This is a genomic window from Acetobacter sp. UBA5411, assembly GCF_002409645.1.
Classification (GTDB): Bacteria; Pseudomonadota; Alphaproteobacteria; order Acetobacterales; family Acetobacteraceae; genus Acetobacter.
This window is the reverse complement of the sequence record NZ_DHNR01000019.1, coordinates 327329-342037: the sequence shown is the minus strand read 5'-3', so window position 1 is coordinate 342037 and position 14709 is coordinate 327329. Positions and strand designations below refer to the sequence as shown.

Genomic DNA, 14709 nt, shown 5'->3' with positions numbered 1-14709 from the left:
GCAAATACCGTCTTGCCTTCTTCCGGACCGGACGATGTGACGGTAATCGTTTTCGCCCGAAAACGACTGCGGCCAAAAGACAGGATCGTTCTTATGGCCTCAATGGACTCTATATAGATCGAGGGCTGTGAAGAGCGGTAAAGCTCTGAAAGTGAATGGGAAAAGGACGGAACCATTCCAAGGGTAAACAAGCCTGGAACAGAATCGATTTCCGTACCCTCTTTCACACCTTTCTGCATCCGCTCCTGCGCGATGGCCACTCCGACACCGGCTAGCGCTGAAAAGAGAATGGCAATGGCCATGAACTGGGTACGCGGCGGTCCAGATACGCCGAGTGGCTGATCGGCGCGGCTGATCAGTTCGGCCTCCGGTTCCTGCAAAGCCGCTGCACTCGAGGTTTGAGCATAACGACCGAGGAAATCCTGATAAACGGCACGAGCGGCAGCCGCTTCACTTTCCAGCTGCTGCAAGGTGACGTTTGCCTCGTTTTCCCGGCCAACATGCTCCTGCAGCTTTGTTACTTCATCCGTCAGGGCGGCAACGCGCCGTTCAGCACTCCGAAGATCCTTGTCAGTGCTTGTCGTGATTTGCGACGTGACCTGCCCGATCTGGGCTCTGACGTGCGCTGCGGCAGCGCGCGCTGCCTGCAATTCCGGATTGGCGTCTCCCGCCGTACTCGCGAGACTGGCGACACGGGCGTTCAGCATGGCTTCCTGCGCCTGAAGCTGCTGGATGATTGGAGACGACAGCACGTCCGTGGTGCTTGCCGTATTTCCCAGCACTCGGTTCGGGAGCGGGTGAACTCAGTGAAGAGCCTGCACAGGTTAAGGCTACCCGTGCCTACCAGCCCCTTGGTTACCATTCGGGACCATTGACCGTTCATCTCGATGGCGATGAACGTGTAGGTTACGACAGCAATGCTGACCTGATTCAGCATGGCCGTAAAAGCTCTGTCATCAATACACGAGGCCATATCGGAGCAGTACATCTGCTTGATCGCAATGATCAGGTCCATGCGGATGTGAGTGTTTCCGACCTGCGCTACCCTACCCGCTCCCTGCAGAACCAGACGACCTGGACCGCCAATGTCGGCGGAACCAAGCATTTCGGCCGGGACGAACTTGGCGTCGCCTTTACACATCTTTCTCTGGTTCAGATGCCGACAGAGTCGGGTGCGCTGCTCATCCTTGGCCCGGTTCCCTACACTCTCGATGACGGCAGGGTCAGTTACCTTCTTAATACGCACGGCCGGCTGAGCTTCCTGCCGGAATTCTCCATCCAGCATTACCAGTTCGGCAAGCCTAGGCTTCTGGGAAATTCCCCGTATCAGGATCAGCGTTACCGGGATCGTGTTGTCATCAACGAGAACCTGACAGCCCGGTACCAAATGATGCAGAACAGCCATCTGCTGCTTCTGCTTCAGGGAACCCAGATCGATTATCAGACCGGAAATCTGGACCTTCCAGCCCGAAGCTCCAATGGCTTCGCTGTGATGGGCGGCTATAGCTGGAATGAGGCCGGTCCATTCCAGTTCAGGGCGCTGATCGGTTACCAGCGACGAATTTTTGCTTCCTCACTTTACGGCTCTATCAGCTCTCCCATTGCAGAGGCTTCTATCAAATGGACGCCAACGCGCCTCACGACCGTATCGGCCACAGTCAGTCACGGCATTGAGGATGCCGCGTTCGAAGGCATTGTTGGCTACACCAATACAAGCGCCCAGCTCAGTATCACGCATGCCTATTCACGGAACATCGTGTTCGAAGCGCACGCTGGCCTGCGTAAGGCGCATTATCCATCCAGTTCTCCCTATCTGATTGACCACTCTCCCATCGGACAGCTTGCCAACAATCAGAGCAGCTATGGCGGCGGCGGGAGTGTGCATGTCTATCTGAATCGTCACCTCAGTCTTGAGCTGAACTACGATTTCGTCAGCCAGAGCGCCTTTATGGGCCCGCTCTTTCCGGTTCACGTAGTTATGGCGGGGGTGCACTTTGCCCTGTAACAACGCCAACCATTTCTGCTCCAAAGCTTACGGAGCGCTTCATCGCGCCACTTTTCTGAATGACAGGATTTTTCAGAACATGACATCAGGGTGTTCTTCTCTCTTCCGCCGCACGCGCACTTTGGTTGCCGTGGGAAGTATTGCCGTTTCTTTGGCGGCCTGCGCAGAAGGTGGCGACCTGAAACCCGTCCCTCCCTACGATCCGGGCGCCTACACGCTCGGCGTCGATGACCAGATCCGCGTCATCACCTATGGGCAGGATCAGCTGACATCCGACTTCCGTGTGGATAGTACAGGCAAGGTGGCCTTCCCGCTGACAGACGGCTTACAGGCTGCGGGCCTGACGACCACGCAGTTCGCCGATGAAGTGAAAGAGGCGCTTGAACACTCGCGTATGCTCCGTGATCCAAAGGTCTCGGTCGAGATCACGGCTTACCGGATGATCTCTGTTCTTGGTGAAGTGGCACGTCCCGGCCAGTATCCGTATCAGCCCGGCATGACCATGTTGACCGCCGTCGCTTCAGCCGGTGGCTTTACCTATCGCTCACTCGAAAGCCGGGCTTACGTCATCCGGCAGGAGGGTGAGGAAAGCGTGGTCGGCAAGATCAAGCCACAGGATTACGTAAAGCCGGGCGACGTGATCAAGATCTACGAGCGTCATTTCTGACCTCCCTTATGGAGGCCAGAAACCACTCACTCTTCAGCCAGTAAGAACGCTCTGGAGCGTGCTGCCCAGTTCGGCTGGCGTGGGCGCAATATGTACTCCGGCAGCCCTCAGAGCATCAATTTTGGCCTGAGCCGTGTCATTTCCGCCCGAAATCACGGCGCCAGCATGACCCATGCGGCGTCCGGGCGGCGCGGTGATGCCCGCTACCAGCCCCACTACCGGTTTCTTGGTCTTGCTGTCCTTCAGAAACTGGGCTGCCTCGATCTCTGATGTGCCACCAATTTCACCGATCATAATGATCGACTGCGTTTCGGGATCAGCAAGAAAACGCTCAAGAATGTCGATGAAATCGAGTCCCTTAATCGGGTCCCCACCAATGCCGACACTGGTGCTCTGCCCCATCCCAAGTGCTGTCGTCTGCGCCACAGCCTCATAGGTCAGCGTTCCGGAACGGGAGACCACACCAACGGAACCCCGACGATGGATCGGTCCCGGCATAATCCCGATCTTGCAGGCGTCCGGCGTGATAATGCCGGGACAGTTCGGCCCAATCAGAAGGCTTTTGGAACGGTCCAGTGCAGCCCGAACCCGCAGCATGTCCTGAACGGGAATCCCCTCAGTGATGCAGACAATCAGCGGGATTTCGACCGAAACCGCTTCCAGAATGGCGTCAGCGGCCCCGGCCGGAGGCACGTAAATCACGCTCGCGTCGGCTTTGGCTTGACTGACAGCCTGTTCCATCGTGTCGAAAACCGGCAGGTTGAGATGTGTCTTCCCGCCACGTCCGGGCGTCACGCCGCCGATGATGGACGTGCCGTAGGCAATAGACTGCTCAGAATGAAAGGTGCCCTGAGCGCCGGTGAAGCCCTGCACGAGGACCTTTGTGTCTTTATCAACCAGAATGGACATCAGGCAGCCCTCCGTGCGCGCACTTCGGCGACAATCTTCCGGGCAGCATCACCCAGATCCGTTGCAATCGTAATGTTGAGACCGGACTGCCTGAGCATGGTCAGGCCTTCTTCAACCAGTGTTCCGGCCAGCCTGATGACCAGCGGCACCTTCAGTCCCTCTTGTCTGCAGGCGTCAATCACAGCGCCCGCGATGAGGTCGCACCGCATGATTCCGCCGAAAATATTGACCAGAACGCCTTCAATCTTCTGGTCCGAGAGAAGGATACGAAAAGCAGCCCCCACCTTTTCCCTCGAAGCGCCACCGCCCACATCAAGGAAGTTCGCCGGGGATTCTCCTTCCTCGTGGATAATGTCCATTGTCGCCATAGCGAGACCGGCTCCGTTGACCATGCAGCCGATGGTTCCATCGAGACTGACATAGGATAGTCCGAAACGGGCCGCCTCCTGCTCGCGCGGGTCTTCCTCGTTAGGATCGCTCAACTCGGCAATCTGGGGATGACGGAACAGGCCGTTGTCATCGAAAGCCATTTTGGCGTCGAGCGCCATCAGGCCACCTTCCTTCGTGACCACCAGCGGGTTCATCTCGATCATTGAGGCATCAAGACTGGTGAATGCCGAGTAGACACTCCTGATGATCGCTGCGAACTCGTTGATCTGCGGGCCCTGCAAGTCGAGACGAGTTGCAAGAACCCGCGCCTGATAATCCCCTAGCCCCAGTTCAGGATCAATCCAGACTTTCTGAATTTTCTCAGGCGTCTTTTCCGCTACATCCTCGATGCTCATGCCGCCTGCCTGCGAGGCGACGATCATGATCTTCCGTGCGCTGCGGTCGATGAGCATGGAAAGATAAAGCTCCCGCTCGATCGCGCAGCCCGCCTCGACGTAGAGCTTATGCACAACACGGCCAGCGGACCCCGTCTGACGCGTGATCAGCGTCCGGTTGAGCATCTGGTAGGCAGCATCTTTTGCTTCTTCCGGACTTTTTACGATCCGCACTCCACGGATTTCAGGATGATCCTTGAAGTGTCCGGCTCCGCGCCCCCCTGCGTGGATCTGCGCCTTGACGGCACAGATGGGCGTTCCGAGCGAACGAACGGCCTGCCTGGCTTCCTCCGGTGAATGGATGAGCACTCCTTTTGGCGTCGGCACGCCATAAGAGCGCAATAGCTCCTTGGCCTGATATTCGTGGATATTCATAAGCCTTCTCCGCCGTAAGGAGGGTGCTGCAAACGGCCATCCCTCGCATGGTGAGCCTCTGTAACGGGCTTCACCTATACGCAGGCTTGATGAGTCAACACCACGCAGAGCGTTTCAAACTTTGGTGCTCTTCAAAGCTGCTCCATTTTCACGGCGCTCGACGAAGCAAAACAATTTTATCAGGAAAAATAAATATCATACTGATAATAAAGTATTTTATAATTATTTCCAATGGCCGCGAACAGTAGAGAATCTTTCTTCCATCAAATGATTTCTCACCTCAAAGACGTGTGACTGTTCACCGACGCTGCGTGCGCTTACCGTGATTTCCAACGCAACAACCAGAAAACAGGACAGACCGATGGCCATCACCATTCCTGACGAAATGAACGCCATCGTGCTGGATGATCCCGGCGGTCCGGACGTCCTGCATCTTGGCAAGGTGCCCACTCCCACGCCCAAACCGGGCGAAATTCTGGTGCGTGTCGAAGCCAGCGGCGTCAACCGGCCGGACATCATGCAGCGCAAAGGGCTTTATCCACCGCCTCCAAGCGCAAGCCCGCTGCTTGGGCTGGAAATTGCCGGAACAGTCGTGGCGCACGGCAGTCCTGTCGCAGGCACGGACTTTCCCGCCATTGGCAGCAAGGTCTGCGCCCTGACCAACGGTGGCGGCTATGCGGATTATTGCGCAGTCCCCGCGTCACAATGCCTGCCGTGGCCGGAGCATTATGACGCCGTCAAGGCAGCTGCCATTTCCGAAACCTTTTTCACGGTGTGGTCCAATCTCTTCACCACCGCCGATCTGAAAAAAGGTGAGACTGTTCTGATTCATGGTGGTGCGGGCGGTATCGGCACCGCTGCCATCCAGATCGCAAAAGCCATGGGGGCTATTCCGCTTACGACTGTCAGTGATCCCGAGAAAGGCGAGTTGTGCGAGAAGCTCGGCGCGGTTGTCATCAACTACAAGACTGATGATTTCGTCGAAAAAACACTGGAATACACGGATGGGAAAGGCGTGGACGTCATTCTCGACATCATCGGCGGCCCCTATTTCTCTCGTAATCTCAAGTCGCTGGCGATGGACGGGAGGCTTGTGATCATTGCCTTTCAGGGCGGCGCAAAAGCGGAAGAGGTCTCACTGACCCGCCTGATGACAAAGCGCCTGCATGTCACCGGGACAGCGCTCCGTCCGCGCAGTACAGAGTATAAGGCCGCAGTCGCTCAGGCACTGAAAAGCCATATCTGGCCCCTGCTGAATACTGGCGTTCTGGAACCGATCATACATACCACTTTCCCCCTTGCAGAAGCGGCTGAAGCGCATCGACTGATGGAGAGTAGCAGCCACAGCGGCAAGATTATCCTGACACACCCGGACCAGAATTGAAGTTGATAGAAAATATTATAGAACATAAATAGAACTATGTTTTTATAGTATTTTTATATCAAAAGAGAACGAAATATGCTTCTACACGCACTCGAACGCGGCCCCGAAAATCCGTCAGGAAATCATCTACCTGTTGTCTTCATTCACGGTCTTTTCGGACGTGGCCGGAATTTCGGTTTCTTCCAGAGACGACTGTCCGAAAGCCACCGCACGATAGCGCTGGATCTCCGTAATCATGGCGAGAGTCCGCATGGGCCGATGGACTATCCGACCATGGCGGACGACGTTTACGAAACACTCAACCATCTCGGCATTCAGTCCGCCATCATTGTCGGTCACTCGATGGGCGGCAAAACCGGGATGATGCTCGCCCTGCGTCATCCCGAGATGGTTGCGAAACTACTTGTAGCGGATATTGCGCCGGGTGAAGGCGGGTTTGCTCAAGGACATGATCTCGCGGCCAAGCTGGCAGCGCTGCATTTTCCTGCATCTCTGAACCGCACAGAAGCTGACGCTTTGCTCGCAACCGTCATCAGGGAGCCGGAAGTCAGAAATCTCATGCTCCAGAACGTTGAACTCGGGGAGCATCCGCACTGGCAAATCGGGATCAACGAAATCGCCGCCGCCATGCCGCAGATCGTGGGCTGGCCAGAGATTCCAGAAGGCGAGACCTATGATGGACCAACCCTCTTCGTGGCGGGGCAGCGCTCCCACTATATAGCACCAGAAAATTATTCTACGATGAAGCGGCTTTTCCCTCATTATACGCTGAAGACGATTGAAGGGGCCGGGCACTGGGTCCATGCGGAAAAGCCGAATGAATTTTATGAAATACTCTCGGAATTCATAGGCGAGAGCTGACCCTGCCTCAAAACCAGCGACGTATTCCTGATGTGCTGCAATCAGGGCAGACAGTGGAATGAGGTTGCGGCATAATTCACTCATGACGACCGCTCCCATATCCGCAGCCCCATCTCCTCTCCTGTCACGCAAAGAGCGTCACAAAAAGGGACAGGCGCTGCGTCAGCTGGTTTCCAGATCCTCTCATGCCGAATGGTCTCCCGCCAGAAATCGCTCTGATCCACTTGCCCTGCTCACCCAGCAGAACACGCACCGCATCACCAGCCTGATACCGGTTCGTTACGAGCGGATGAGGGCGTCTCCGTTCGCCTTCCTGCGGGGAGCGGCGATTGTGATGGCGGCGGACCTTGCTGGCACGCCCACAAGCGGGCTGACGGTGCAGGCCTGCGGCGACTGTCACCTCGCGAATTTCGGAAGCTATGCCTCACCCGAAGGCATTCCGGTCTTCGATATCAACGATTTCGACGAGACATTCCGTGCGCCTTTCGAATGGGACATCAAGCGTCTCGGTACATCTTTCGTTCTGGCAGGGCTGGAAACCGGCCTTTCCTCCCATCGTGCGCATACGCTGGCTGAAATCATGGCACAGACCTACTGCACGGAGATGCGTCGCCTCTCTCAACTAAGTCCGCTTCAGGTCTGGCTCAACCGCATTGATCTCAAAAGCGCCATCGCGCATTTCGAAGACGCAAAAACACGCCGCACCACGGAAACGCTCCTGAAGACGCGTCTGGACAGTATCAAGACTGGCTTCGGTCTCATTGCTGATGACCGCAACGCGCCTTCTCTGCACGAAAAACCACCGCTGGTGATGCGTCTGCCGGATCAGGACGATGCCACCCGACAGGCTTTCGCCCGCTATGTCGCCACCCAGCCGCCGGAACGTCTGGCTCTTCTGAAGCACTATGCTCTGCGCGATGTGATCTTCAAGGTGGTCGGTGTCGGCAGCGTCGGTACGTTCTGCGCCATCGGGCTGTTCACCACGGCGGATAACGAGCCTCTGCTGCTTCAGATCAAGGAATCTCAGGAGTCCGTTCTGGCACCTTACGCCGGTCCCGCCGTCCACATTCACAATCAGGGTGAACGCGTTGTCACAGGCCAGCGCATCATGCAGGCCGTGTCAGATTCCTTCCTGGGATGGACACACAGTGTCGGCGATGACGGAGAACTGTCGGAAGACGATGCGCATCTGCCCGAAAACGAATCGAAACGGCAGTTTTATGTGCGGAGGGTCAAGGATACGCGTCTTGCCGCAATCGGTGCGGACTTCGCTCAGGAAGGTCTGAAAGACTACGCGAAACTGTGCGCTCGTGCGCTGGCCCGTGCCCATGCCCGGTCAGGTGATCCTGTGACCATTTCGGCCTATCTTGGGAAAGGCGCATCATTTTCTGCCGCTATTGCCGCCTTTTCGGTCGCCTATGCCGCCCAGACCAAAAAGGACTGGAAGAATTTCGTGGCAGCGACCACCAGCAAGTCGGCATCGCCTACGAAGGCATCATCCTGACTTTATAAGTTTTCTGCCCGCTTTCCACACTTGAACGCAGGAAAGCGGGCAGGAGATTTTTCTCACGCCTGCCCTGCCTCATGGGACAACAGGACACGACCTGTGGGTGTGTCGATCTCATCCAGCACCACACGATACCCCCACAGGTCCGCAAGCGCATTGAGAGTCAATTTCATGTCGTTATCGGCCAGAACCTGACCCGATTTTGTGCGGTGTTCCAGCCGCAGGGTTCTGTCGCCAAAAGTATCCACATCCACGATTTCGATCTCCGTGTACCATGTCGAGGGATCGTAAGAGGCCGCGACAGTGCGGCGGATGTCGCGATAACCGGCTTCGTCATGAATGGCGTCGACCAGCAGATACGGATCGCGGGTGTCATCCAGAAGCCGGAACATGCGGAAATCACGCATCACCTTTGGAGAGAGGAACTGAAGGACGAAGCTCTCATCCCGATATTCCGCCCAAGCGTGACGTAGGGTTCCATAGGCGTCGCCGTTGCCGGCAATATCCGGCTGCCAGCGCCGGTCCTCCTCTGTAGGATCGGTGCAGATGCGCTCGATGTCCTTCATCATCGCAAAACCAAGCGCATATGGGTTGAAGCTGGTTGAGCCCTGCTCATAGCCGAACTGAGCGATCACATTGGTGGTCGAGTGGATCACCTCCATGAAGGCCGCGTCATCAATACGTCCCTTCTCATGCAGGCGACTCATGATGCGGTCATGCACCCATGTCGCGCACCCTTCATTCATAAGCTTGAGTTGCGGCTGCGGGTAGAAATACTGGGCAATCAGACGAACGATCCGGATGATTTCCCGCTCCCACGGAGCCAGACGAGGGGCATGTTTCTCAAGGAAATAAAGGATGTTTTCCTCGGGCAACCCGAGCCGACGGCGGAGCGCCTGCCTCTCGCCGTTCCCTGAGTGCTCCGGCTCGCTTCCCTGAGGCAACGTGCGCCACAGATCGTTGAAAGAGCTGTCCTCGTAAGCCCGACGCTCACGTGCCCTCGCCTGTTCATCTTTCAGGTCGATATGCCGCGAGCCGCTATGCCGATTGACGCCCTGTCCCTGCAAGGCATGCGCCGCATCCAATACACGCTCCACAGCCGCCTGCCCGTGGATCTCTTCGCAGCGGGAAATGTAGCCGCGGGCAAACTCCAGATAGTTCAGAATCTGTGAAGGGTCGGTCCATTCCTGGAACAGGCGGTTGTTCTTGAAGAAGTGGTTATGACCAAAGGCCGCGTGCGCAATCACCAGCGCCTGCATCGTGGCGCTGTTTTCCTCCATCAGGTAGCTGATGCAGGGATTGGAGTTGATGACGACTTCATAGGCAAGGCCCATCAGCCCCCGACGATAGGCGTTTTCGTGCCCGGCAAAGCGTTTGCCATACGACCAGTGGTGATAATTGATCGGCATACCGTTGGCCGTATAGACATCCAGCATCTGCTCGGACGTAATGACCTCGATACGGTTTGGAAAAACATCGAGGCCAAGCTCTTTATCCGCAATCTCCTCAATGGCGTTATAGCAATCGCGGATGATGTGAAAGTTCCAATCCGCGCCCTGATAGAGCAGCCCTGTATGTGTCATGCGTGGCTGGCCTCCCCGGTTGTTTTGCGTGCGAAAAGCTCCCGAAAAACAGGAAAGATTTCCTTCCTGTCACTGACCTGACGAATGGCGAGATGCGGCTGTTTCTCGGCAACGCTGCGATAAGCCTGCCAGAGATCCGTCTCGCCACGAATGACCGCTCCCGTGCCGGTGACTTCAATGTAGGCGTAATACTGCACGAGCGGCAGAATCTCTTCGTCGAGCAGTCTGACGACCTGCGGAGTATCTGATGGGGAATTGTCGCCATCGGAAGCCTGCGCAACGTAAATGTTCCATTGCTGGACCGGATAACGCGCTTTCTGGACACGCAACATCTCTTCCAGCGCCGTCGATACGACGGTGCCTCCGGTGCGTGGATCATGGAAGAAGGTCTCTTCATCAACCTCCTCCGCTGTTTCCGCATGTCGGATGAAGACAACATCCAGAGTCTTGTAACGCTTTTCCAGAAAGACGTGCAGCAATAGGAAGAACTGCTTGGCCAGATCCTTCATCCGCTCGGTCATGGAACCTGACACGTCCATCAGGCAGAACATGACCGCACGGGTAGAAGGCTTCGGCGTGGGAGCAAACCGGCGGTAACGCAGATCCACAGGATCAACCCACGGGATACGGTTCATCCGCTGACGAAGGTTGCCACGCTTCTCCCGCAGTTCCTCAAGCTCTTCAAGTTGTGCTGCAGAAAGTGGTCGAATCTCCTCCAATTCGGAAATGCGGGCTTCGATTTCGTCCAGTTCAGCAGCTTTCGGACGCCCCAGCCCGATACGCCGCGCCATGGAATGGCGAACGGTGCGTCCGAGATCGAGTTGTGATGGGGAGCCGTCATTACTCAGGCCCGCCCGACTTGGCGCTGTCGTCTCGGTGGCGGAAATTTCCCGCTTTATCAGATCAGGCAGTTCCAGATCGTCAAAGAACAGATCAAGAAATTCGTCACGGGAAAGAATGAAGCGATAGGCATCTTCGCCTCCCCCATCCGTACCTGCCTGTCCGGGACCACCTCCCTTCCCGCCACCACCTGATGGCGGGCGACGCAGCTTGTCTCCACGGGAAAACTCGTGGTTCCCCGTCAGAATGATATGTCGTTCTCCCTGCGTGAAAACGCGATGGAAGCCCGGCTCGTGCAACGCATCTGCCGGGATGGAGACGGCCTTGCCCTCTCCGACTTCACGGATCTTGCCGTTTGCCACGGCGTCCCGCACGGCTTTCTGAACCGCGCCTCGTGCCCTTTCCAGAGCACGACGACGGTTTTCAAGATTTTTGCCATGTGGATTGGATCGTCTATCAATGATATCCAAGTCGCACCCCTGATCTGTGGGCGTATGTCAGGCAGACTGTTTTACGCGCATGTACCATTCAACGAGCCTACGGACCTGTCGTTCCGTGTAGCCGCGTTCCATCATGCGTTCGACGAATTCGTCATGTTTGCGCTCAGTTTCACCATCTTTCTTGGAACCGAAGCTGATGACAGGCAAAAGATCTTCCACCTGACTGAACATCCGCTTTTCGATCACATCCCGGATCTTCTCATAGGATGTCCAGGAGGGATTGCGCCCCCCGTTGGATGCCCGTGAGCGAAGCGCGAATTTCACCACCTCGTTCCGGAAGTCTTTCGGGTTGGCGATGCCTGCCGGTTTTTCGATCTTCGTCAGTTCAGCATTGAGAAGATCACGATTGAGCATCTGACCGGTATCAGGGTCCTTGAAGTCCTGATCCTCAATCCAGGCATCCGCGTAATCGAGATAGCGATCGAACAGATTCTGTCCGTAATCACTGTAACTTTCCAGATAGGCTTTCTGGATTTCATTACCGAGGAATTCCGCGTAGCGACCCGCCAGCTCGGATTTCAGAACGGCAAGGTAGTTCGCTTCCACCTCCGGCGGAAACTGCTCCCGTCTGACCGCTTGTTCGAGCACATACATCAGATGGACAGGATCGGCTGAAATCTCCGTTGAATCATGGTTGAAGGTTGCTGACAGCACCTTGTAGGCGAAACGGGTGGAAATGCCGTCCATACCCTCATCCACACCGGCCGCATCACGGTATTCCTGCATGGTGCGGGCCTTGGGATCGGTCTCACGGATATTTTCACCGTCATACACTCGCAGCTTCGCATACTGCGTTGAATTGGGGTGAGTTTTCAGTCTCGACAGCACAGCGAAGCGCGCCAGCATGTCAAGCGTATTGGGAGCAAGCGGCGCTTCCTTGAGAGCCGATGATTCCACCAGTTTCTCGTAGATCTTCGCTTCTTCCGTTACCCGCAGGCAGTAAGGCACCTTGATAACGCAGACACGGTCAAGGAAGGCTTCATTCGTGCGGTTGTTGCGGAAACTCTGCCATTCAGCCTCGTTCGAGTGCGCCAGAATGACACCCGTGAACGGGATGGAGCCAATATTTTCCGTGCCGACATAGTTGCCTTCCTGCGTCGCCGTCAGTAGCGGATGCAGCATTTTGATCGGCGCCTTGAACATCTCGACAAACTCGAGAATTCCCTGATTGGCGCGATTCAGCCCCCCCGAGAAGCTGTAAGCGTCCGGATCGTTCTGGCTGAAATGTTCCAGCTGTCGAATATCGACCTTTCCGACGAGGGCCGACACATCCTGATTGTTGTCATCCCCCGGCTCCGTCTTGGCGATGGCGATCTGCCGCAGCTTGGACGGGTTCAGTTTGACAACGTTGAAGCGCGAAATGTCTCCGTCGAACTCCTCCAGTCGCTTGAGCGCCCACGGACTGGCGATTCCTGTCAGAACACGTCGCGGGATGCCGTAATCGCGTTCAAGCGCCTCACTCATCGTGAAGGGATCGAACAGACCGAGCGGGCTTTCAAAGACAGGGCTGAGATGTCTTCCCGCCTTGAGCACATAGATCGGCTCATGTTCCATAAGGGTCTTGAGACGCTCACCAAGCGAGGACTTACCGCCACCAACGGGGCCAAGCAGGTAGAGAATCTGTTTCCGCTCCTCCAGCCCCTGAGCGGCATGACGGAAGAAGCCAACGATCTGCTCGATCGTCTCCTCCATGCCGTAAAAATCCTTGAAGGCCGGATAGATGCGGAGTGTGCGGTTCATGAAGATGCGCGACTGGCGCGGGTCACGGGAGGTATCGACCATCACCGGCTCACCGATCGCCTTCAGCATACGCTCCGCCGCGCTGGCGTAGCAGGATGGATCAGTCCGGCAGGCTTCGAGATATTCCGCAAGGCTCATTTCAGTCTCGCGGTGCCGGTCTCGCATCGCGGTTGCCAGGGAAAAAACGTCAGAGACAGAAGCCATCAGTACCGCTCTCCGGAAATTTCAGAAGTCAGATGCAGAATTATTACGCAATAGAAGAAAACCTTTCGGGCATTGAAGTATCCCTTCCGTGTAATCGCTGGTTCAGTCTGCTTGTCCCATTACAGCATCGCAATGAACAGAGAGTGAACAAACGTGTGAGACACCACAGAATCGAAAATCAGGACTTGTCATTTTGTCCAAAAAAAGGCAGAAGACGCGGTCCTGTCCGGTTCACAAGACCACGCTATCGAACCGACGACGATATTTTCAAGAGAAATCGCTATTCTTTCCATTGTCGGCAGCAGCATGTGCTCTGCTCGCAATGAACTTTTCATTTCAAATCAAGAAATTACAGAAGATCTGACGAATTCATGAGGAACGCGTCACATCCATGTGCAGCGCTGACAGCCCGTTCACCTCATAAAGGAAGAAAAGGCCGCCAGTCGCGGTTTTTCCTGATAAACACCGCGAATCTCGCGATTCGGATCAGGAGGCGATCAGACCCGGTGCTGTGAAGGTCAGACCATCAAAAGCCGCCTCGACACCATCAGGAAGCGTCTTCTCAAGTGTCGCCCAATCCATGAACGGCCCAAGATGCGTGAGAATTGTCCGACGCGGCTGAATACGCTCACGCCATTCAAGAACCCGGTCCAGCCACGCATGGGCCGAGTGAGGCTTCAGTTGGAGGCAATCAACCATCCAGGTATCGACGCCTTCCAGCAGAGAGAGGACCTCATCGGTCAGGGACACGACGTCCGTGCAATAGGCAAAGCCTCCGCAACGGAAGCCGAGCGAGTTCAGCTTGCCGTGGTCCTGCTCGAAAACATCAAGAAGCAGACCGACAATCTCCTGCCGCTCTCCCCCCTTGATGAAACGGGGCTCAACACCGGGACGAAACGCATCCTTTGGAGTCCACGGACGGAACGCGTAGTCAAAGCGCCCGTGAATCTCTGAAAGAGTCGTCTCGGTGCCGAAAATCTCAATCGGCCGTTCAAGCGCCCAGTTGAAGGGACGCACATCATCCAGACCGGCGATATGATCGGCATGAGCATGCGTGTAGAAAATCGCATCGGCATACGGAATGCCGTTTGCAATCAGCTGATTGCGCATATCCGGCCCTGTGTCGACAAGCAGACGACGCTTGTCCGGAGCCTGCACTACAATGGACGCGCGTGTCCGGCGATTGCGCGGCTCATTCGGATCACATTCGCCCCATGCCCCACGCCCGTCGGCTCCACCGATAAGCGGTACGCCAGAAGAGCCTCCACAACCAAGAACGGTGATGGTGAGCGTGGTGTCAGTCACGATTG

General features: G+C 56.1%; 11 protein-coding genes and 1 pseudogene. 5 read left to right on the top strand and 7 right to left on the bottom strand.

Annotation, left to right across the window (positions count from 1 at the left end; all coding sequences use genetic code 11):
* Positions 1-752 (bottom strand): annotated as a pseudogene (locus B3759_RS06745) (succinoglycan biosynthesis protein exop); the annotation flags it as partial.
* Here B3759_RS06745 and B3759_RS06740 point away from each other — a divergent pair.
* Both B3759_RS06740 and B3759_RS06735 read left to right on the top strand, forming a co-directional pair.
* Positions 737-2005: an outer membrane beta-barrel protein gene (locus tag B3759_RS06740; RefSeq protein ID WP_291364881.1), complete on the top strand. Its 1269-nt coding sequence runs from the start codon at positions 737-739 to the stop codon at positions 2003-2005. The pseudogene B3759_RS06745 and the gene B3759_RS06740 sit on opposite strands and share 16 nt — an antisense overlap.
* Before the next feature lie 79 nt (positions 2006-2084).
* A complete protein-coding gene (locus B3759_RS06735) occupies positions 2085-2672 on the top strand; it encodes a polysaccharide biosynthesis/export family protein (protein WP_291364879.1) in 588 nt (195 codons plus the stop codon).
* A gap of 33 nt (positions 2673-2705) precedes the next feature.
* Here the strand turns inward: B3759_RS06735 and sucD are convergent, their stop codons facing one another.
* Together sucD and sucC are read right to left on the bottom strand one after the other, a co-directional pair.
* A complete protein-coding gene (gene sucD / locus B3759_RS06730; protein WP_291364877.1) occupies positions 2706-3581 on the bottom strand; it encodes a succinate--CoA ligase subunit alpha in 876 nt (291 codons plus the stop codon).
* Positions 3581-4780 carry an ADP-forming succinate--CoA ligase subunit beta gene (sucC, locus tag B3759_RS06725; protein WP_291364875.1) on the bottom strand — a complete coding sequence of 400 codons (1200 nt, stop codon included), beginning with the start codon at positions 4778-4780 and terminating at the stop codon, positions 3581-3583. The genes sucD and sucC overlap by 1 nt, the downstream gene beginning before the upstream one ends.
* Positions 4781-5165: 385 nt before the next feature.
* On the opposite strand from sucC, the gene B3759_RS06720 reads away from it, so the two are divergent.
* From B3759_RS06720 to B3759_RS06710, 3 genes are all read left to right on the top strand, one after another.
* A complete protein-coding gene (locus B3759_RS06720) occupies positions 5166-6164 on the top strand; it encodes an NAD(P)H-quinone oxidoreductase (protein WP_408736461.1) in 999 nt (332 codons plus the stop codon).
* A 75-nt stretch (positions 6165-6239) separates the two neighbouring features.
* A complete protein-coding gene (locus B3759_RS06715; protein WP_291364871.1) occupies positions 6240-7025 on the top strand; it encodes an alpha/beta fold hydrolase in 786 nt (261 codons plus the stop codon).
* An 82-nt stretch (positions 7026-7107) separates the two neighbouring features.
* Complete coding sequence (locus B3759_RS06710; RefSeq protein WP_291364869.1) at positions 7108-8529, top strand: DUF2252 domain-containing protein; 1422 nt, start codon at positions 7108-7110, stop codon at positions 8527-8529.
* A gap of 62 nt (positions 8530-8591) precedes the next feature.
* Here the strand turns inward: B3759_RS06710 and B3759_RS06705 are convergent, their stop codons facing one another.
* The 4 genes from B3759_RS06705 to B3759_RS06690 all read right to left on the bottom strand — a co-directional run bounded on the left by B3759_RS06705 (position 8592) and on the right by B3759_RS06690 (position 14704).
* Positions 8592-10115 carry a SpoVR family protein gene (locus B3759_RS06705; RefSeq protein WP_291364867.1) on the bottom strand — a complete coding sequence of 508 codons (1524 nt, stop codon included), beginning with the start codon at positions 10113-10115 and terminating at the stop codon, positions 8592-8594.
* A complete protein-coding gene (locus B3759_RS06700; RefSeq protein ID WP_291364865.1) occupies positions 10112-11425 on the bottom strand; it encodes a YeaH/YhbH family protein in 1314 nt (437 codons plus the stop codon). The genes B3759_RS06705 and B3759_RS06700 overlap by 4 nt, the downstream gene beginning before the upstream one ends.
* 27 nt (positions 11426-11452) lie before the next feature.
* Complete coding sequence (locus B3759_RS06695; RefSeq protein ID WP_291364863.1) at positions 11453-13399, bottom strand: PrkA family serine protein kinase; 1947 nt, start codon at positions 13397-13399, stop codon at positions 11453-11455.
* Between the two features lie 486 nt (positions 13400-13885).
* The gene (locus B3759_RS06690; RefSeq protein WP_291364861.1) at positions 13886-14704 is read right to left on the bottom strand and encodes an MBL fold metallo-hydrolase; all 819 of its coding nucleotides are present in this window, start codon (positions 14702-14704) and stop codon (positions 13886-13888) included.
* Positions 14705-14709 lie beyond the last annotated feature (5 nt).